This is a genomic window from Allocoleopsis franciscana PCC 7113 (genome assembly GCF_000317515.1).
GTDB lineage: Bacteria > Cyanobacteriota > Cyanobacteriia > Cyanobacteriales > Coleofasciculaceae > Allocoleopsis > Allocoleopsis franciscana.
In genome coordinates this window covers 2,320,075-2,339,990 of sequence record NC_019738.1, presented here as the reverse complement: position 1 = coordinate 2,339,990, position 19,916 = coordinate 2,320,075, and the positions used below count along the sequence as shown (strand labels likewise).

The following is a 19,916-nucleotide window of genomic DNA, read 5'->3' as shown; positions in this document are numbered from 1 at the left end:
TCTCCTCTTATACTGGTTCTCGACTCGCTATTCTTTTTGCAATTAACGCCATCGCTATTCTATGTCTGCCCTGAATCCCACTACTTGTCGTCGGCTTAAAAAATTACAACAAATTCCTAGTGTGTGGGAAGGTGATCGCCGTTCGCTGTCAGCTTTTTCAGATACTATGGAATCGGAGAGTGAAGGGAACAGCGAATGTATTCTCTGGGTTGATGGTTCCGAAGGCATTGTGCGGGCGATGGATGTGGTGTCGCCAGAAATGGGTCCAGAAGCCGTTGTGCGTGCCTTGCTGCGAGCAATGGAGCATCCCCAAAACCCGGCTCAACCGGCTCGTCCCTCAAAGATTGTAGTTCGAGACCGGGAAATTCAGTTTTACTTGCGCGGTGTCCTGCAAGATTTGGATATTACGATTGATTACGTTCCAAATTTACCTTTAATTGATGAGGTCTTTCGGGGGTTTGCGGAAGTCGCCAGCAATCGACGCCCTGAGCTCCCTCCTCAATATGCCGACCTTCTGCTGGAAAAATCCCATGAACTTTGGCAGGATGCCCCTTGGGAACTGCTAGCTGACCACAATATTCTCTCGATTGAAATCAATCGGTGGGATGTGGAGACGTTTTACGCCTCCGTCATGGGAATGCTGGGGATGGAGTATGGCGTCCTGCTATATCGCTCATTGGATTCCCTAAAACGGTTTCGGGCTTCGGTTTTAGCCGAGGAGTCGTTCGAGGCGATGGAAAAAGCCTTTTTAGGGCAAGATTGCTTGTTTCTCACCTTTGGACGAGATGACGATGAAGAAGATGAAGGGGATGAAGAGGAGGACTTTGATTTAGCGGACTTGCCGGTGTCGGATATTGTGCCGAATTTCGGGACGGTGCATCCGTTGGAAGGTATGCGACCCTTTCTGTATGACGAAGAAGCGATCGCACTTTACATTGCCCTGGAAGCACTGCATCGGTTTTTCAAAGCGACATCTCGGCAGTTAGCGGCAGATGATTTCCCTGCAATCTCCAAGCGTTACCGCATCCCCATTCCCTTAGAAGTTGAATCAAAATCAACGCTTTCGGTTAAAGTTTCCACGCTCCCAGATGTGGCAACCGAGTTGTTGGAGATGGCTCAGTTCGCTGGCGAAGATGACTTTGAAGACGACTTTGATGATGACTTTGATGATGACTTGGACGAAGCGGAAATGGCGGTACCGCTACGGGATGACTTAGTCCCCAAAGATGCATTCCTCAGCCTGGGCATGATTCCGTGGGAAAGTGTGGAAATGTTACGGACTGGTGTCGATTGCTACCAGTCTAAGGAAGTTCAGGAAGCCGGTGAAGGGATGCCGGTTATTTTGATTCAAACCACTCGTCCCAAGGCAAAAGTGCTGATTGAGCAGATTCAAACGGCTGGGGGTTTAAAAGGGATTTGCTTTAATCCAGGAGAAGACCCCTTTGTGGGTGAGCGTTATGACTTGGGCATTCTTCAGACGGAAAATAGTAATCTATACCTGTTTGGCGAGTTCCCCGAAGCCGACCCCACCCATACGTCTGCTCGTAAAAAGTGGGATCAGCGCTGCAAGAAAATTAAAGGACATTGCGGCTTAATCATTGCCAAGGGTCTGACGGGAGCAGCACGCGGCAATCCTCAGCCTAGTGATATGCTGGCATTTTTTGAGGCGCGATCGCTCTCTGCCAAAGAGTTGGGATTAGGGATGCTTCAGTTGATGCCGCAGTTTGAGTAAGGAAAGTTTCCCCCACTCCCCCGCACCTCTGCACCCCGGCACCCCCGCTCCCCCAGGGTGCTAGTGTTCAACTCCCTCCACTTGGGCAACCATCAAGATGGTCTTGAGAACAGAATCAGGGTTGAGGCTAATCGAGTCAATTCCCTGTTCGACCAAGAATTGAGCAAACTCAGGATAGTCGCTGGGAGCCTGACCACAAATCCCAATTTTACAACCATGCTCCTTCGCATCTGCGATCGCCATTTTCACCATCCGCTTCACGCCTTTATTGCGTTCATCAAAGATAGGAGCCACTAAGGCGGAATCCCGGTCTAAACCCAAAGTTAGCTGTGTCAGGTCATTAGAACCAATCGAGAAGCCGTCAAACACCTTACTAAACTCATCCGCTAAAATCACATTACTCGGCAACTCACACATCACATAAACATGTAAGCCGTTGACGCCCCGTTCTAAACCGTTTTTAGCCATTTCTGCTAACACTTGACGACCCTCATCCGGTGTACGACAGAAGGGAATCATGGGAATCACATTGGTTAAACCCATCTCCTCCCGCACTCGCTTGAGTGCCTGACATTCCAAAGCAAAGGCATCGCGATATTTCTCATCGTAATAACGAGACGCGCCACGCCATCCCAGCATCGGGTTCTCTTCCTTCGGCTCAAACGGCTTACCACCCAAGAGGTTGGCATACTCATTTGTCTTGAGGTCGGACAGCCGCACAATCACAGGCTTGGGATAAAAGGCGGCTGCAATCATCCCGATGCCACAAGCCAACTTATCCACAAAGAATTCAGGCTTGTGGTCATAAAGTTTTGTCAGTTCGGCAATTTGGGCTTTAACCACTTCATCTTCCAACTCATCGAAGTGAAGCAACGCCAACGGGTGCGTTTGAATGTGGTTGGCAATGATAAATTCTAACCGAGCTAAACCCACACCATCGCAAGGGATAGAAGCTAAGCTAAAAGCTTGTTCTGGGTTGCCCACATTCATCAAGATTTGAGTCCGAGTCCGAGGTAAGTTTTCCAATCTCGTCTCTTTCACCTCAAAGGGCAACAAACCCTTGTAAACCAATCCTTCGTCCCCTTCCGCGCAGGAAATGGTCACCTCTTGACCGGTCTTCAATACATCCGTTGCATCCGTGCAACCCACAATCGCCGGGATACCCAATTCCCTGGCAATAATTGCCGCGTGGCAAGTTCGCCCTCCCTGATTGGTCACAATTGCACTGGCTTTCTTCATAATCGGTTCCCAATCGGGGTCTGTCTTGTTAGTCACTAAGACTTCACCGGGTTGGAACAGATGAATTTGGCTGACATCTAAAATTACACGGGCTATACCCTGACCAATGGTCGCGCCGACGCTACGACCCTTAACTAAAACTTCACTATGTTGTTTAAGGTGGTAAGTTTTGAGGACGTTGCTAGACTTCTGAGATTGCACCGTTTCGGGACGCGCCTGAACAACAAAAAGTTCATTGGTCAACCCATCTTTTGCCCACTCAATATCCATGGGGGTGTAGACGCCCCGAACTTGAGAATAATGTTCTTCAATCTGCACCGCCCAACGTGCTAATTGGAGAATTTCGTCATCGGTTAGGCAATATTTATCCTGTTCAGATTCCGGTACCCAGACATTTTTCGTTAATCTAGAACTACCCATGTCATAGACCATTTTGATCCGCTTGTTGCCTAGTCGTTTGTCCAAAATGGGACGAAATCCATCTTTTAAGGTCGGTTTGAAGACTAAATATTCATCTGGGTTCACGGCACCTTGGACGATGTTTTCTCCTAAACCGTAAGCCGCTGTAATTAAGGCCGCATTCTTGAAGCCACTTTCGGTATCAATAGAAAACATAACGCCCGAAGCGGCTAAATCGGAACGCACCATTTTCTGCACACCCACAGAGAGGGCAACCTCTAACTGATCAAAGCCATTGCGTTGACGATAGGAGATGGCACGGTCAGTAAATAGAGAGGCAAAACATCGGTGGCAATATTCCAAAACTCTGGTGAGACTTTGGACGTTTAAATAAGTTTCTTGCTGACCCGCAAAGCTAGCATCGGGAAGGTCTTCAGCGGTTGCAGACGAGCGAACAGCGACTTCTGTGTCTTCGCCGTAACGGTTGCATAACTTTTGATAAGCTGCACCAATTGCCGCTTCCAGTTCTGGAGGAAAGTTGACACTGAGGATTAATCTCCGCGCTTTGTTGCCATGCTGTTGAAGATTTCTGACATCATCTACATCTAGGTCAGCAAATAGTTCGCGCAACTGGGCTGATAAACCCGCTTTTTCAATAAAGTAACGGTAGGCATAAGCGGTGATGGCAAACCCATTGGGAACATTAACACCTTTGGGCTGGAGTTGTCGAATGAGTTCACCCAAGGAGGCATTTTTTCCGCCTACCAAGGGAATATCCTTAAGCCCTATTTCGTCAAACCACAGAATCAGAGATTGCTCTTGGGTTGTTTGGGTAGATGTCACGCGGGTGGATGTCAGCATAACTCTTTTCTTTTCTCCGACTACTACTTCTAGTTTAACTTTAGATTTTCTTTGGGATCGCTATTAAATGACTGAAAATTAGCTCTAAATCAGAGATAATCGAGAACTTCTAATTCCTCAGGAAGCCGGGAAAGCTTGTTTTTATCAGGTTTTTAGTCAAATAGGATAAGTTTTGAATGAAAGTACGCCTGTACAAAAATATTAATACTTCTTATTTTTTGTTTAATCACCCTTTTTTTAGGGGATTTAGATTACTATTTATAAATCATTAAATTGGTAATATTATGTCGCTTTAAAAGTCAAAATCCGTCATAGATAATGATTAGATACGTTTTTTTTGTGAAATTTTTGTGAAGTGAAGAGTCGCCAGTGATGTTGGCTTAGGACACTCGGCTTCGTCCATGTACTTTATGTCAGGGCTTTTTCTCTTCTTATGGGGAGAGAGAGCCACATTCCCATGGTATTAAGGTATATTACCCATGCAGTCTGAACCGAACTTTTAGAACTCATGCCGAAGCCCCAAGACATTCCTCAGTTAGGACAAAAAGCACCGGACTTCAAGGTTCCCGATCAAGACGGTAATTGGGTGAGTCTTGCGGACTTCCGATCTCACTGGCTCGTCCTCTACTTTTACCCAAAAGATGATACTCCGGGCTGTACCGTTGAAGCAAAAGATTTTACCTCATACGAGAAGGAGTTCAGCGCATTGGGAGCCAATATTTTAGGCGTGAGTCCTGATTCAGAAAAATCTCATTGTCGATTCATTCAAAAGCATAATTTATCTATTCAGCTTTTAAGTGACCCAGAACATCAGGTGTGTGAAACCTATAAGGTATGGAGATTGAAGAAGTTCATGGGTAAGGAATATATGGGAGTTGTGCGGTCAACATTTTTAATTGATCCGGATGGAAATTTAACTTATGTTTGGTCTAAGGTGAAAACGAAAGGTCATGCTCAGGCCGTACTCGAAAAGTTAAGAGAAGGGCTATCGAATCAATAATTTTGGGCACATCTGAAATCACCTTATCCGCAAGCGATCGCCTCTAAGGGAAATTGGTCAAAAACTAGTTTTACCGAAAATAGGATGTTGTTTGCATCGTACTTTCGGAACCGTTTGTGGCTGAGAAAGACGCTGGAAAAGATAAGGTTATCAAACTATCAGGGTCTATGTTTTCTGTAACTTCATACTCATCAGTAACAGAAAGAATTTGATTGAGCGACTGAATCAGAAGTAGACCCAAAGCGAAAGCTAAAAAGAGGAGTACCGCTGCGACAAAAGTAGCAACTTGAAAAAAAGACAAAAAAGTAGATATCAATAAAGACATTTGTGTTCCTTTGATTAACGTCGTTTATACAGAATTCTAGTTTTCTTGCTTACAGTCTTGAGATTAAGCGAACCAGAGAATAGGGAAAGTTAAATAATAAGACAAAAGAGTACTACTTAAGTGTGAATAATTTGTGAAAACTTTAGGGCACTGTACCCTCCGTTTTCAAAGCCCAGCTACAATAGCTAGGCTTCTTGGGTAGAAAGGCGTTCCTTAAGTTTCAATTATTGCCACAATCTTGGATTATTTCCTCTCTCATTGGTTAATCTGTCTTTGGTTGTTATTCTCCTCAATTGAAGAAAATTTTCAGACGAAAGGGGGAGTACATCTACCCTTCATTTACTTTGAAGGCTAATGATGTCAGTCGTACAGCAGCGCCTCTAAAAACCAAATCCCTCGTAGTCGGTGGACTCAATTTATTAAACAGAAAATATTCTCCATGAGGGAGAGTTATAAATTTTTAAGGATGAATCTTCGCATATCACTTTAATATTTATCTTTTTAATCAATATATCTTTAAGAAAAATCAATACTTAAATAACGCTTAAGTTTGGGCTATAAAATGCATTTGGCAGCAAAATAACGGTGGAATGAGAAGCTGAATTTCCTTCGATAAAACAAGATGAATCGACCCCTCCGTACTTTGGGCGTGCTGCCAAATGCTTGGGCCGTGAATGAGGCGATCGCAGATATTACCCGCCCACCCCTTCCACCTCTACTCATTAATTTGACCACAGAAACCAAAACGCTGCGAATAGATGTAGCAAAAGCTGCCATTTTAATCATTGATATGCAGAATGATTTCTGTCATCCAGATGGTTGGTTGGCTCATATCGGCGTTGATGTCACCCCCGCACGGAAACCCATCGACCCAATAAATACTTTACTACCCCAATTACGAGCCGCCAAAGTTCCGGTCATTTGGGTTAACTGGGGAAACCGTCCTGACCTACTCAATATTAGTGCTGGATTGCGGCATGTTTATAACCCAACAGGCGTTGGTGTCGGACTGGGCGATCCGCTACCGAACAGAGGTGCTAAAGTTCTAACACTGGGCAGTTGGGCTGCTGCCATTATCGATGAACTAGAACAGAATCCAGACGATATCTTTGTCGATAAGTACCGAATGAGTGCCTTCTGGGATACTCCCCTAGATAGTATCCTACGCAACCTAGGCAAAACTACACTGTTCTTTGGCGGAGTGAACATTGACCAGTGTGTGATGGCAACTCTACAAGATGCTAACTTTCTGGGTTATGACTGCATTCTCGTCAAAGACTGTGCGGCGACTACCTCTCCTGAATATTGCCTACAAGCAACGCTTTATAACGTTAATCAGTGCTTTGGCTTTGTCACAAATTCTGAATCAATTCTCGAAGCGATTAAATTAGGAGATCAACAGCATAATTGAAGGAGAAGTGAGTTTTTCAGTTTAGCTCTTTTAGTGTTAACACAGGTTAAAGCTTGGCAAGCTTAAGAAGGTTGAAGTTGACAAATTAACAAACTCTCTCATTAATAAAACATAAGTTAACATTCAACCTTATAACCTTCCGCTTTCAACGCCATCACCCACCACCCATCACTAATTTCAGGAGTAAATTCCTATGAACTCCTCTCGTTGTATGATTCCTGTTATCAAGTCGCCTAAAGACTATCAGGCTTATCGCATCAGTCCTCAGGATACAAATCGTTTAGCCATTGTATTTGAGCCAGCAACGGCAGATGCCTCTTTAACGGTTTGTGTGGAGATTTTTGATCAGGGGGGCAAAACTCCGCCCAATCGCCATCAATTTGCCGTTGAAATGTTCTTTATCCTCAAAGGAGAAGGCTTAGCCATCTGTGACGGAAAAACCGTTCCGATTCAGGCGGGAGATAGTTTATTAGTGCCACCCACGGGAATTCATGAACTGAGGAATACGGGTTTGGGTCGCTTATATGCACTATGTATTATGGTGCCCAATGAAGATTTTGCTGAGTTGATTCGTAGTGGTACTCCAGTGGAATTGGATGAGGAGGATTTGAGTGTACTCAAGCGAACTAACGCTTTGGTGCCATGCTAAAGAATTGACACCAAGCAACCCATAACCCTAACAATATCTATCGCTAGATTCCCCCTTAATCTCCTGGATGTGTTGGAAAATTCAAGGGGGATTCGTTTAAGCCATCACTCCATCACTCCATGTTGAACGTTAAGAAAGAAACCGCATCCATGCTGACGCGAGATGGCGTTCGGTTAGATGCAGATATTTACCGTCCCGATGCTGAAGGTGAGTTTCCGGTACTGCTGATGCGTCAACCCTATGGACGTGCGATCGCATCTACCGTCGTTTATGCTCATCCTACCTGGTACGCGGCTCACGGCTACATCGTTGTGATTCAAGATGTGCGGGGACGGGGTACCTCCCAAGGAGAGTTCCAACTCTTTGTCCACGAGACGGAGGACGGTGAGGATGCCGTCAATTGGGTAGCCGCGCTACCCGGTAGTACGGGACAGGTGGGCATGTATGGCTTTTCTTACCAAGGCATGACTCAGCTTTATGCCGCCGCCGCCAAGCCATCGGCACTTAAAACCCTTTGCCCTGCGATGATTGGCTATGACTTGTATACCGATTGGGTTTATGAGGGGGGTGCCTTCTGCTTACAAGCCAATTTGGGCTGGGCGATTCAGCTTGCCGCAGAAACGGCGCGGCTACAAGGCGATCCGGCGGCCTATTTAACCCTCCACACGGCTGCCCAGAATCTACCCTTGTATGAGTCTGTTCCTAACTTGGATGAGTGCGTGCGAAAATTCGCACCCAATACCTTTTATCACGAGTGGTTAGAACATGCCAAACCCGATGAATACTGGGCAAAAATTTCCCCCAAGGGTTACTTGCAAGAGGCTGACTTGCCCATGTTCCATATCGGGGGATGGTTTGATCTTTATTTACGCGGAACGCTCCATTGTTACAAAGACTTTACTGCCCGGAGTACTTATCGCCAACAGTTGTTAGTTGGTCCGTGGGCGCACTTACCTTGGAATCGCAAAGTGGGGGCTGTAGATTTTGGTGCAGAAGCCGCGAATCCGATTGATGAATTGCAACGGCGGTGGTTCGATCAGTTTCTCAAAGGCATCGATACCGGGTTATTGGATGAACCGCCTGTTCGTTTGTTTGAGATGGGCAGTAACCACTGGCGTCATTTTGAGCATTGGCCTGAAAAGAATCATAAAAAATACTTTTTGTCAAGTACTGGGCTTGCTAGTCTGCGGGAAGACTCAGGCACTCTAGTTGCAGAAGCAGCAGAATCAATTCCAGATTCGATCGCCTCCTACCCCCCCTTAAAAAGGGGGGAATCAAAAATCCCAAGTGGCTTCGATGTATTGGTTCACGACCCTTGGCGACCCGTCCCAGCGTTGGGGGGTCATGCCGCTGCACCTTCGGGGCCATTTGAGCGATCGCATTTAGATTGCCGTCCGGATGTCTTGACTTATACCACTGAACCCCTAGGGGCAGACTTGCATTTAGCGGGGGATGTAGCGGTTGAGATTTGGTGTCATGCCGATAAACCCAGTCATGACTTATCTGCCATTCTCTCGGAAGTGCGACCCGATGGCAGTGTCTACAATTTGACGCAGGGTTATCTCCGAGTTGATTGTTTTCAGGACGAACCGTTGCGAGTTCAACTTCAGGCAACGTGCTGGAAAATTTCTAAAGGTCATGCATTGCGGCTGAGTTTGAGTGCGGCTTGTTTTCCTGCCTATCCCATGAATCCGGGTACAGGTTCACCCTTGGGGAGCGATCGCTTGATGGATGCTCAGATTATTACTTTGACGGTGTTTTTTGGAAGCGATCGCCCTTCTCAAATTTGGCTACCTGTGGTTTCAGCTTCTGGAGGCTAAAATCAGTTACATCGATTCAGGGGATGGCAAGTGGCTGACTCAAGCAACTACAATTCTCAACAACTTTTCGGGCGCTGCATTAAAACCTTAGCCGCCATTTTGGGGGAAGACTTTGGGGATACGGCTGATCACGAACGGTGGAAAGAACAGGCAACTATGACGGCTTTACTTAATGAAATGTCAAACTGTTTAGAGTCAATGCCTGAGATTTATTGTGATTGGTTTGACATTCCTCGTGGCTGGACTTATGCCGATTTTGCCGACCATCTTCGTGAAACGGATGCTCGGATTTTGGCTACTCATGTCGGTGTGATCTACGGATATTTCATCACAATTGCTGAATACTATGGAACGGGGAGTCAGGAAGACCGAAAGATGGTTGAAGAAATTGTGGCACACACAGCATCGATTCATGGTGCTTGTACCGATGGGTCAGATTTGATGCTTCTCACTCAACCGGATATCGGGAAGCTGTAGCGTGAATTGGTGTTTGCGATCGCTTCGCGTTGTCTGTTGAGGCAATGAGCTTTTAGATATCATCGCTTAACTCAGCCGATATTAGGGTGAGCAGAGGTTAGGGCTGAGGATGCGACTGTCCAACCAACTGAGCAAATTTCCGCAAATTTGCTGCATATTGCTCACCCGCCACCCACATCAAATCATTGTGACTGGCTTCATCCACCCAGAATGAGAGTTTAGGTTCATGCGCCGCCGCAAACAATTTTTGTCCATGCTGGAAGGGAATGACTTCATCGGCTTTCCCATGCATAATCAGTACCGGACATTTCACTTTTTTGATTTTGTCGAGGTTAGGGAATTTATCAAAAGGGAGGATGGGAAATGGGAGTATCACTCGAAACGCTGAGATAAAGCTGCTTTCCAGAATTAACCCCGCCAACGGTTGGCGTGCGGCTAAATCAACCGCCGATCCACCTCCGACGGAACGTCCAAAGGCAATTATCCTTCGTGGGGGTACACCCAGTTGCCGAACCAAATAATTGTAGACAACTTCAATATCTTGATAGGCATGGCGTTCTGAGGGCTTGCCCTGGCTGGTACCATACCCCCGATAATCGTAAGCAAAGACGCTAAACCCTATTTTTTGCAGGGATTGCAACACAGGCTGGATATCTCCTAAGTCTTCAGCATTCCCGTGAATATACACAATGGTGTATTGAGATGCCGGATTCGGAAGATAAACTGCTGAAAGCTGGATCTGATCGTGAGTCGTCACCTTGAGAATGTCGCGGGTGTCGGCATAGCTGGAGGGTTGAGGTAAAAAGATCTTGCCGTCGGCAAAGAAGAAGACATAAAGACAAAAAAACGTGTAAATAAATATGAGGGAGCGTATCAGTCGTTTGAAGGTAAATTCACCCCATAGCAATCGTTGGAGGGTTTGTTTATCCATAGGTAGACAGGACGATAGATCACCAGTAAGCGGTCAGTATAACTGGAAGCTTAACAAGGGCGTTGGCGTACTTGCCTCTCGATGGACTACTTTATTGGATTGGGGAAAATCTGGAAGCTTTAGCGTATTGCAAATAACGGCTTAGGTTTGTCACAATCCGTTAGCTTAGTTTTGAACTCCCACGGGTGAGAAGTTGTAAACTTAGCTCTGCTGTTCTGCTGTGTAGTGAGGATGTGAAATGACATTGGAATATCCTGAAGATTTAAAATATTTGGAGACTCACGAGTATGTCAGGCTCGATGGGGAGATTGCCACCCTTGGCATCAGTGCTTTTGCCGTTGACCAGTTAGGGGATATCGTGTTTCTGGAACTTCCAGAAATTGGTGATGCCTTAGAAAAAGGAGAAAGCTTTGGCAGTATTGAATCAGTGAAGGCGGTGGAGGATTTGAATGCTCCAATCTCCGGAACGGTGATTGAGCGCAACGAAGCAATGATTGAGTCTCCGGAACTGATTGCAGAAGACCCTTATGGTGAAGGTTGGTTAGTCAAGCTACGCATCAATGATGCGGATGAATTAATCGATTCGTTGTCAGTGAATGAGTATCGCGAACAGGTAGAAGGAGAAGCGTAGGAGTAGGACGCTCTATTCTATGGAAGGCGTTACACCCCGTCAGCCGCCTTCCTCTCCACCTGTAGAGTTCATCGCGACGTATCCTAAAACTGCATAAGTTCAGCCCCCTCAGAAATATAGAAGAGTAGGTGATTCTTGCTCTACTCATTAGGTGCTGATATGGATAGCGCGACTAACACAGCTCTAGTCAAATTACTCAACCGACAAGCCAATTCTGCTTCGGCTCAACTCCCCCTCTCGTTCTTCAAAAGCGGACAGTTCTTATGCCTAACGCCTAATTGTCAGGGAGGGCTAATCTTACAAAGACCGTTTTATGCTGATTTTGTGGGTTCTGGCGCGGCTGTCGGCAGTAGTTTCGACGTGAATTGCACCTCAGTTTATGCGATCGGCAAAGTAGAGTTTTGTGTTCCAGCCACCTATTCAGAACGTCAACAAGCCTTTCAGCAGCGTATGGCTTATAGTCAACAGCTACAGGATATTGTCGGGGAACAAGCACCTCTCCACCGCAGTATCCTGATGTTGAACCAATTATCTCAGTGGGTCGGAGCTGAAGAAGTGACAAAAATTCCTGACGAATTAGTGGCGCGACTAGCCGGAGTACTCACTAAAACCATTAAGGTGGCGCGAAAAACATCCGTCCAAGCAACCCCTCAAGGAGCAATGCTGAGGGCAAGCGAGCGATTGCTTGAGAGTTAATCTTAGGGCAGAATACGGGAACCGGCGGGACATTGAACGTTTAAAGAACCACTCGTCGGAGGGACTGGCATGGCAGGAGGTTTAGTGGAGGGTTTTGCAGTCTCGCAAATTTGGGATGTGGTTCTCATTTTCCCATCCACTTTAGTGGCAAACACAGCACTAGTGTAGCTGGGAAGTTCTGGCTGTTTTGCGATCGCCGTAATCATTACACTCTGTTTATTATCCTTTTGAGGTACGATTTGATAGCGATAGTTCTGAGTTTCTAAGTTCGTCACAATCTTAAGTTCTTCCACATCAGCGGCAAACTTTCCATTTTTCAGATAGTAAGCCTGCTGTGCTTGGCTCAAGATGGTCAGGAATTGTTTGACTACACTTTGAGTGGCATTTGTTTTCTCCGTTTCCAGTGCAATCACTTGCACATCTTTAGGGACAGTCGCAACATCCGAAACCTTTTCAAATAGAGTGGATTTCGAGCTAAACTGATTCGGTCTAGGTTCTCCAGCACTAAGACCATCTAACTCTAAATGCAGCTTACCTTCAGGGGTCAATTCAAAAATCGTCTTCACCACTTGCTCAGGACTGACCATCATATCCAGTTGCATGGGTTGAGTGGTCGGATTAATTTTGTAACCCAATTTAATCGCAACAGAAGACCCGTTAGGTTCGGGTAATACGGTAAATAAATTCCCGTCCGGCGCAAAAACGAAGGTGATAAGTTTACCGGTTGTGGGGTCTTTCGTTTGCCATTGCCCTCGTAATTGTTGGGTAACAGAATTGGTTTTGGGAACATCTTGAGTTTGTGCAACTCTAAGCGGTACTTGGGATTGAACACAGACTGGTATCCCCAGTGTCCCCAATAATACGACAAGCAGTCCTTGAGCCATTAATGGACGAGGAACCCAGAAGTGTTGCAATGGGCGCACGCGGCGTGAACCTGTAACTAGATGAGAAACAAGATGACTCATAGCAATTGAACCCAGCACTCCCTGGATTTTAACAGCTCGGATTTGCCATCAGCTCGGAAGGGAGGTTATCGAGTCTTTTCTAAGAATCAATATCAATATCAATATCAAGATGAAAATCTTTCTGCACAACAGAACCAAATACTGGAAATTCAATAATGTGCCAACGTAGACTTCAAAGTGCTGGGAGAGGCGATCGCCTACAATAGAGTCAACGCTACTGAAGTGCCAATCCCATGCAAATCGTCCTACCACCTGAAGTTGAAGCCCTTGTGCAGCGCCAACTTATCAGTGGCAAATACAATAGCGCGATTGCCTACGGCACCAGCGAAGCTGATCGAAGTAATCCTTGCAGGTGTCAAACTCCTTGAACAACAGCAAGATATCTACCAAGGACGATTACAAGAACTCCAACAGGACGCACTGAAAGGCTTGGAAGCGTCCCAACGCGGTGAAGTTGTTGATGGTGCAACGGCAATGGCACAAATACGCGCCAATATGCGATCGCGCTACAGTTCTCCTTGATCATGACTGCACGATTTCGTCTCGCCGAACCCGCAATTCAAGACATTGAGAAAATTGCAGACTACATCGCTCGTCAATCCGGACTTGAGCAAGGCGATAGCGAAGCGAGTAAAGCGAAGCGCAGATCGCTTTTTGAACAAACTCGACGCTAAGTTTATCAAAATTGCTCAGTTTCCAAAGCTTGGACGACAACGAGATGAAGTTTTACCAGGTCTACGCAGTCTCCCGATGGATAATTATCTCATCCTCTATATGGTAATCGGACAGGACGTAGAGATTTTTCGAGTTGTCAGCGGCTACCGAGATTTGTCAGCCCTCTTCACTGATACTGATGATTGAAGCGAAACTCAAAGACCGTCTCTCAACTAGAGTTTGTATCTCCACTGACATCCGATAAGATACCAAGAGATGCTGCTGTTACCTTTGGGCTGGAAAAAACGATTCCCCATCTTCCCACTTTCTATTTTTAAGTGCTTCCCGAACTTTTATAGCAGCCTTCTTGATCGCATTCCCAATTGTCCTCACTAGTTGCGTTCCCTTTCCCCAGTGCTGGCTTATACCAAATTCCTAAATGCTTATTACAGATGCTGTTCTGGCTCCCCCCTTAGTAAGGGGGGTTGGGGGGGTCGATATGTAGCGCTATTTTATGAAATTGGTATTAGGTCACTGAGTTGCGCTTAAAATTAAACAGAGCAAGTCCTCTTCAGAGAACTTGCTCTATAAACCAGGAACTTAAATCCCTGCTGGGTTATGGAACTGATGCAAACTATCACCCAATCCAAAAACTAAGATTTTCGCCCATTGATATAGTAATCTCTCGTCCCCTTAGCCGTCCGGGCTTCTCCAAGTCGATTCAATGCATGAACATAAGCTGCTGTTCGCATCGAAATTCCGAATTCCTGAGAAATTGACCAAATTTTTTGAGTTTCTTCAATCATCTTTTGTTTCAATCGTTGATTCACTTCATCGAGTGTCCAATACAATCCACTCCGGTTTTGCACCCATTCAAAATAACTAACAGTAACACCTCCAGCATTAACTAAAATATCCGGGAAAACATAAATTCCCTTATCTTCCAAAACTTGATCAGCCGCAGATGTGGTGGGGCCATTCGCTGCTTCAAAGATAAATTTAGCTTTGATATCATGGACATTGTCTTCATGAATTTGATTTTCCAACGCGGCTGGAATAAGAACGTCTACATCTAAAGCCAAAAGTTCCTCATTGGTTAGCAATTCATGGTCTTCAAGATTACAAACACTACTCTTACAGTAGACGGATTTAATACCATTTCCGGAGGCTTTATGCTCTCGGATATGGGGAATATCTAGCCCTTGTTTAGAATAAATTCCTCCTTGAGAATCGCTGACGGCAACAACTTTATACCCAGCTTTATACAGGAGTTCGGCTAATATGCCCCCGGCGTTTCCAAATCCTTGAATTGCAACTGTTGTTTCCTGAGGAACTTTTTCAAATTTGGGCAACATCGATTCAATCACAAAGAAAGCACCCGTTGCAGTAGCGCTATCACGCCCCACACTACCTCCCATTGTTAGGGGTTTACCGGTTACCACAGCCGGAGTGATTTGACGCCGAATGATGCTGTATTGATCCATCATCCAGCCCATAATCATGGCATTGGTGTAAACATCAGGTGCAGGAATATCTACATTAGGGCCAATAAAATCTGCGATCGCATCAATGTAACCTCGTGTCAATCGTTCTAATTCAAACTTTGATAATGCCTTTGGATCGACGGTAATTCCACCCTTACCTCCGCCAAAGGGAAGATTGAGAACGGCACATTTAAAGGTCATCCAAAATGCCAAGGATTGAACTTCATCCAGTGAAACATTGGGATGATACCGCACACCCCCTTTAGCTGGTCCTCGTGTATCGTCATAGCGTACCCGGTACCCTTGAAAAACTTTTAAACTCCCATTATCCATCCGTACTGGAATTGAAACACTTAAGCTCGATTTAGGGTGCTTTAAGGATTCCGTTACATCCTCAGAAAGTGATACATATTTCAGTGCTTTTTCTAAGCGTTTGCTGGCATCAGAAAACAATGAATCAGACATTCTGATTTTTCTCCTGCTACGTAATTGGTTGGTACGGCGCTGTTTGTGCCAATGAGAAAGTAAGTCCGCCTCAAACTCTTCGCCTGAGTCGCTTGCAAAAAATAACTCAAACAACATTCCTCCAACACTCTCTAGAGAAACGACGTTTTACTATGCCGGAGGATGAAGTTATTTTTGATAGGCTACTTTAACTCAAGAGTTTTCAGAGAAAACGACAAGCGAGGTGCGTATTACATCAACATCTCTTTAAAATCGAAGATGTTGAAGACCAAACCACCCTGTGAATAAAGTGATTGAGCTGTTTGTATTACACAATGCTTGTAAGACGCGATAAATCGCTTTTGATTAGGGTCAAATAATTTTTCTACGCTCTCCTAAGTGAGGAGAGAAAACTATCAGGTGAAACAGTGCTTACTTTCATTATTTCTAAAGAATTGGTCGAAAGCACGTAAATTGTATATTTTGTTACATTTTTAAAAATTGACTTGTGCATGAGGCGCTCATCCCGGTCAGGAGTTGGGGTTCGAGAAGAGACGCAAAGATGCACAGAGGGGGGACGCGGGGACGGAATTCCAATAGGAGGCAGGGGGTTATCGAGTCAGGGAGCGGTTCGGGAAGCGATCGCACAAATTTCAGTAGGCAGACGTTGATTCAACCAAAGATGTAACGGAATGTAAACCTTTTATCCGGCAATTTCTGTTTTAAAAAGAAAAAAACACTCTTCTAAATTTATACAAAAAAACCACAATTATAAAATTAGCAACTACACTAGGATAGATAGTTTTTTGCTTCTGACTCGACTGCCTTCCAAGCCAATAAGAGCAGACGTTCAAATATTGGTAGGTTAACGTTGAGAGTAGCCCACCCAGTTTTAATTATCACAGGCACAAGGCAACAATGATTGAACTCCTAGCTGCACTCTCGGCTTCGGCATCAGCAGGAATGAGAATTGCCCTGCCTCTTCTTCTGATTGGCTTATTGCAGAGTGATAACCTCTGGTATCATATCCCTCTACTTTCTCGGATTCATCCCTCCGTTTTGGTGGGCATCCTAACAAGTTGGGCTTTATTTGAGCTATTTGCTTCCAAAAAACTGCTGGGGCAGCGGACGTTACAAATTGTCCAGCTTCTCTTAAGCCCTATGGTTGGAGCCATTATGGGCATTTCGGTTGCTCAGTTAGCCACAGCTCCAGAGCCATTCATCTGGATAGTTGGCATTGTCGGCAGCTTATTGGCGTTTGTACTTCAGCTCGTACAAGTGGGATGGTTCTTCCGTTTGCGAGGCTTGCCATTATGGGTCGTCTTTATTCAAGATGTCTTGTGCATTGTTTTGGTGATTTTTGCCTTTGATTCCCCTCAGTCGGGAGGCGTAATCGCTTTACTGTTATTGCTATTGGCGATTCGCAGCTCTAATCAATGGCATAAATGGTATGTAAAAGGGCGTCGTTCTCACAAGCAGAATCGTTCTCAGCATGAGCTACCCGAATAAAGAGATAGCCGATGGTAAGCTGTTCTGAAGCTTGCCTACTTTCAAGACGGGTAATCGGTAATGGGAGAAGGCAAACCTCGAAGCCTGCCTGCTGTGATAGGCTATCTGCGAAGAGGAGTGCTGGAGGTATGATTAATGGCAAAAATACGGGTTGGTCTGCTGTTTGGCGGGTGTTCCGGGGAACACGAAGTTTCGATGAGTTCAGCACGGGCGATCGCAAAAGCCCTGAGTTCTGACCAAAATGCCAATCACTACGAACTGCTGCCAGTTTACATCCAAAAAGATGGCATTTGGCAATCAGGAGAACTCGCTCAGCACGTCCTCGAATCGGGTAAGGCTTTGCCGTTAACCGGCACAAATGAGGCGTATCTTCCCACTTCGGCGGCTGATGCTCCGTCTTCCTCAGCTAGCAGTGAAATTTTACCCTCTGCCGCTACTGCTTCTAAATTGAGTCGTGTCGGTGAAAATATAGGCTGGTCTGAAGTTGATGTTTGGTTCCCTATCCTGCACGGCCCGAATGGCGAAGATGGTACGATTCAAGGCTTACTGAAGTTAATGCAGGTTCCCTTCGTCGGTTCTGGCGTCCTGGGTTCAGCCCTAGGAATGGATAAAATTGCCATGAAAATGGCATTTACCCAAGCTGGGTTGCCGCAAGTCAAATACATGGCGGTGAACCGTTCCCAGATTTGGTCGAATCCCTGTGTGTTTCCTAAAGTTTGTGACCAAATTGAGGCCAACTTAGGCTATCCCTGTTTTGTCAAACCGGCTAACCTAGGGTCATCGGTCGGAATTGCTAAAGTGCGATCGCGTCCTGAATTAGAGGCGGCTTTGGATAATGCGGCTAGCTACGACCGACGAATCATCGTGGAAGCCGGTGTCGTGGCGCGGGAAGTCGAGTGTGCGGTGTTGGGTAACGACCAGCCTAAAGCCTCTGTGGTTGGGGAAATTACTTATAACAGTGATTTTTATGACTACGAAACCAAATACACCGAAGGACAAGCTGACTTATTAATCCCAGCCTCCCTACCCGATAGTGTTGCCACCCAGATTCAAGAAATGGCACTTCAGGCGTTTGCTGCCGTTGATGCTGCCGGGTTAGCACGGGTGGACTTCTTTTACATCGAAGAGACTGGAGAAGTCTTAATTAACGAAATTAACACCATGCCCGGTTTCACAGCTACCAGTATGTACCCTCAACTCTGGGCAGCAACAGGGATTCCTTTCCCCCAATTAGTAAACCAATTAATTGAGTTGGCAATGGAACGACATCAATCTCCTTAGAACAAACACCCTACATTTATCCCCAGTCAATGATTAAGGATTGAGTGCTTGGTAGCTTTCTGGTCTAATCTGGGTTTGGTGATTTGTTGAAAAAAATTGAGGAGAGAAACTTGGAACGCACATTTCTCATGATTAAGCCGGATGGCGTACAGCGTAACCTTGTGGGTGAAATCATCCGGCGTTTTGAGGCAAAAGGCTTTACTCTGGTTGGGTTAAAGCTGATGAGTGTGAGCAAGGAACTTGCAGAAAAACACTATGACGTTCACAAAGAACGACCCTTTTTCCCCGGACTCGTCCAGTTCATCACCTCTGGGCCGGTGGTGGCAATGGTTTGGGAAGGCGATGGTGTGATTGCCTCAGCGAGAAAGATCATTGGTGCCACCAATCCCCTCAATGCTGAACCGGGTACGATTCGCGGCGATTATGGCGTCACAGTCGGTCGTAACCTCATTCATGGTTCAGATGCTCCGGAGACAGCACAGCAAGAGATTGGCTTGTGGTTTAAGGACGAGGAACTCGCTAGCTGGCAACCGACCTTAACACCCTGGTTGTACGAGTAATTCTGTCTCGCTTGATCTTTAACAGGGTAGGGGCACGACATCGTCGTGCCCTTAAAGTTTGACTACCTGACCTCAGTGACCTCTTCAGCTTCCTTAAACTCATTCTGGGTTGGTAATTCCACCTTCTCCTCTTCTGTGGGCAACTCAACCTCGGTGCGCTTGGAAAATCCCCACATAAACACCAACGCGATCGCGGCAACCATCAACCATTCAGGGGGAACCAATTCCGGTTTAATCGCTCTGACCAAAAGGCGCAACCCGACAAACCCAACGGTAATGTAACCAGCATCCTCAAGATAGACGTATTCTTTGAGCCAACGGATGAATAACCCTGCCATGAACCGTAGGGTAATCACACCAATCGTGCCACCGGTAATTACGAGCCAGGTCTTATCTGAGATGGCAATCGCCGTGGTGACGCTATCCAGAGAAAATGCCAAATCGGTTACAGCAATAATTGGAATAGTCTGCCACAGCGAGGTAAATCGAGGCCCATGATGGTGATGTTCGTCATCCTCCTCAGAGGTGAAATGCTCGAAAACCAACCAGAGTAGATAAGCGGCTCCCAGGACTTCAAACTGCCAGAATTGCACGACCCAAGTCGCTGTGAGAATCAGGGTAATTCGTAGGATGTAGGCTCCTACTAAGCCCAAGTTGAGGGCATTACGCTGAAGCTTGGGATCTTCTAACCCGGCGGCAATCGCGGCTAAGGCGATCGCATTATCCGCGCTGAGTACTGCCTCTAGGGCAATTAAAATCAGCAGCACCACTGGAGCTTCTAGTCCAACATCGAAAGGGGAGTTAAAAATTTGGTCTAGCATTAAAAGTTATGTAAAACGGAGAATTAC

18 protein-coding genes and 1 pseudogene are annotated in these 19,916 nt (G+C 45.9%); 14 read left to right on the top strand and 5 right to left on the bottom strand.

Annotation, left to right across the window (positions count from 1 at the left end):
• The first annotated feature begins 61 nt into the window (after positions 1-61).
• On the top strand, positions 62-1,732 hold the full coding sequence (locus tag MIC7113_RS09745; protein WP_015182003.1) for a DUF6930 domain-containing protein: 1,671 nt from the start codon (positions 62-64) through the stop codon (positions 1,730-1,732).
• Positions 1,733-1,792: 60 nt separating this feature from the next.
• Here the strand turns inward: MIC7113_RS09745 and ppsA are convergent, their stop codons facing one another.
• The gene (gene ppsA, locus MIC7113_RS09740; RefSeq protein WP_015182002.1) at positions 1,793-4,231 is read right to left on the bottom strand and encodes a phosphoenolpyruvate synthase; all 2,439 of its coding nucleotides are present in this window, start codon (positions 4,229-4,231) and stop codon (positions 1,793-1,795) included.
• A gap of 508 nt (positions 4,232-4,739) precedes the next feature.
• On the opposite strand from ppsA, the gene bcp reads away from it, so the two are divergent.
• The 5 genes from bcp (at position 4,740) to MIC7113_RS09710 (ending at position 9,913) form a co-directional block, all read left to right on the top strand.
• Positions 4,740-5,231 (top strand): thioredoxin-dependent thiol peroxidase, encoded by a 492-nt coding sequence (bcp, locus tag MIC7113_RS09735; RefSeq protein ID WP_015182001.1) that lies wholly within the window; start codon positions 4,740-4,742, stop codon positions 5,229-5,231.
• Positions 5,232-6,178: 947 nt separating this feature from the next.
• Positions 6,179-6,967, top strand: coding sequence for a cysteine hydrolase family protein (locus MIC7113_RS09725; protein WP_015181999.1), 789 nt, complete (start codon positions 6,179-6,181; stop codon positions 6,965-6,967).
• A gap of 193 nt (positions 6,968-7,160) precedes the next feature.
• The gene (locus MIC7113_RS09720) at positions 7,161-7,616 is read left to right on the top strand and encodes a cupin domain-containing protein (protein WP_015181998.1); all 456 of its coding nucleotides are present in this window, start codon (positions 7,161-7,163) and stop codon (positions 7,614-7,616) included.
• 119 nt (positions 7,617-7,735) lie between these two features.
• On the top strand, positions 7,736-9,436 hold the full coding sequence (locus tag MIC7113_RS09715) for a CocE/NonD family hydrolase (protein WP_015181997.1): 1,701 nt from the start codon (positions 7,736-7,738) through the stop codon (positions 9,434-9,436).
• A gap of 30 nt (positions 9,437-9,466) precedes the next feature.
• Entirely contained in the window at positions 9,467-9,913 is a 447-nt protein-coding gene (locus MIC7113_RS09710) for a hypothetical protein (protein ID WP_015181996.1), read from the top strand.
• A gap of 97 nt (positions 9,914-10,010) precedes the next feature.
• Here MIC7113_RS09710 and MIC7113_RS09705 read toward each other — a convergent pair whose 3' ends face one another.
• A complete protein-coding gene (locus MIC7113_RS09705; RefSeq protein WP_015181995.1) occupies positions 10,011-10,844 on the bottom strand; it encodes an alpha/beta hydrolase in 834 nt (277 codons plus the stop codon).
• 238 nt (positions 10,845-11,082) lie between these two features.
• Here MIC7113_RS09705 and gcvH point away from each other — a divergent pair, with 238 nt between their 5' ends.
• Positions 11,083-11,475, top strand: coding sequence for a glycine cleavage system protein GcvH (gene gcvH, locus MIC7113_RS09700; RefSeq protein WP_015181994.1), 393 nt, complete (start codon positions 11,083-11,085; stop codon positions 11,473-11,475).
• Between the two features lie 159 nt (positions 11,476-11,634).
• On the top strand, positions 11,635-12,171 hold the full coding sequence (locus tag MIC7113_RS09695) for a hypothetical protein (RefSeq protein ID WP_015181993.1): 537 nt from the start codon (positions 11,635-11,637) through the stop codon (positions 12,169-12,171).
• A 2-nt stretch (positions 12,172-12,173) separates the two neighbouring features.
• On the opposite strand, the gene MIC7113_RS33200 is transcribed toward MIC7113_RS09695, so the two are convergent.
• Positions 12,174-13,136, bottom strand: a complete 963-nt coding sequence (locus MIC7113_RS33200; protein WP_015181992.1) for a type IV pilin-like G/H family protein — start codon at positions 13,134-13,136, stop codon at positions 12,174-12,176.
• Positions 13,137-13,369: 233 nt separating this feature from the next.
• Between MIC7113_RS33200 and MIC7113_RS09680 the strand changes: the two are divergent.
• The 3 genes and pseudogenes from MIC7113_RS09680 to MIC7113_RS09675 all read left to right on the top strand — a co-directional run bounded on the left by MIC7113_RS09680 (position 13,370) and on the right by MIC7113_RS09675 (position 13,997).
• A pseudogene (locus MIC7113_RS09680) lies at positions 13,370-13,658 on the top strand (ribbon-helix-helix domain-containing protein).
• A gap of 2 nt (positions 13,659-13,660) precedes the next feature.
• The gene (locus tag MIC7113_RS38010) at positions 13,661-13,810 is read left to right on the top strand and encodes a hypothetical protein (RefSeq protein WP_226883728.1); all 150 of its coding nucleotides are present in this window, start codon (positions 13,661-13,663) and stop codon (positions 13,808-13,810) included.
• Positions 13,791-13,997: a type II toxin-antitoxin system RelE/ParE family toxin gene (locus tag MIC7113_RS09675; RefSeq protein ID WP_237671411.1), complete on the top strand. Its 207-nt coding sequence runs from the start codon at positions 13,791-13,793 to the stop codon at positions 13,995-13,997. The genes MIC7113_RS38010 and MIC7113_RS09675 overlap by 20 nt, the downstream gene beginning before the upstream one ends.
• 446 nt (positions 13,998-14,443) lie before the next feature.
• Here MIC7113_RS09675 and MIC7113_RS09670 read toward each other — a convergent pair whose 3' ends face one another.
• Positions 14,444-15,739: a Glu/Leu/Phe/Val family dehydrogenase gene (locus tag MIC7113_RS09670; protein WP_015181990.1), complete on the bottom strand. Its 1,296-nt coding sequence runs from the start codon at positions 15,737-15,739 to the stop codon at positions 14,444-14,446.
• A gap of 897 nt (positions 15,740-16,636) precedes the next feature.
• Here MIC7113_RS09670 and MIC7113_RS09665 point away from each other — a divergent pair.
• The 3 genes from MIC7113_RS09665 (at position 16,637) to ndk (ending at position 19,068) form a co-directional block, all read left to right on the top strand.
• Positions 16,637-17,227, top strand: coding sequence for a DUF4126 domain-containing protein (locus MIC7113_RS09665; protein ID WP_015181989.1), 591 nt, complete (start codon positions 16,637-16,639; stop codon positions 17,225-17,227).
• A gap of 135 nt (positions 17,228-17,362) precedes the next feature.
• Positions 17,363-18,508, top strand: a complete 1,146-nt coding sequence (locus MIC7113_RS09660) for a D-alanine--D-alanine ligase family protein (RefSeq protein ID WP_015181988.1) — start codon at positions 17,363-17,365, stop codon at positions 18,506-18,508.
• Between the two features lie 110 nt (positions 18,509-18,618).
• Positions 18,619-19,068 carry a nucleoside-diphosphate kinase gene (gene ndk / locus MIC7113_RS09655; RefSeq protein WP_015181987.1) on the top strand — a complete coding sequence of 150 codons (450 nt, stop codon included), beginning with the start codon at positions 18,619-18,621 and terminating at the stop codon, positions 19,066-19,068.
• Positions 19,069-19,130: 62 nt separating this feature from the next.
• On the opposite strand, the gene MIC7113_RS09650 is transcribed toward ndk, so the two are convergent.
• Positions 19,131-19,889 (bottom strand): TerC family protein, encoded by a 759-nt coding sequence (locus MIC7113_RS09650; RefSeq protein WP_015181986.1) that lies wholly within the window; start codon positions 19,887-19,889, stop codon positions 19,131-19,133.
• Positions 19,890-19,916: the final 27 nt, after the last annotated feature.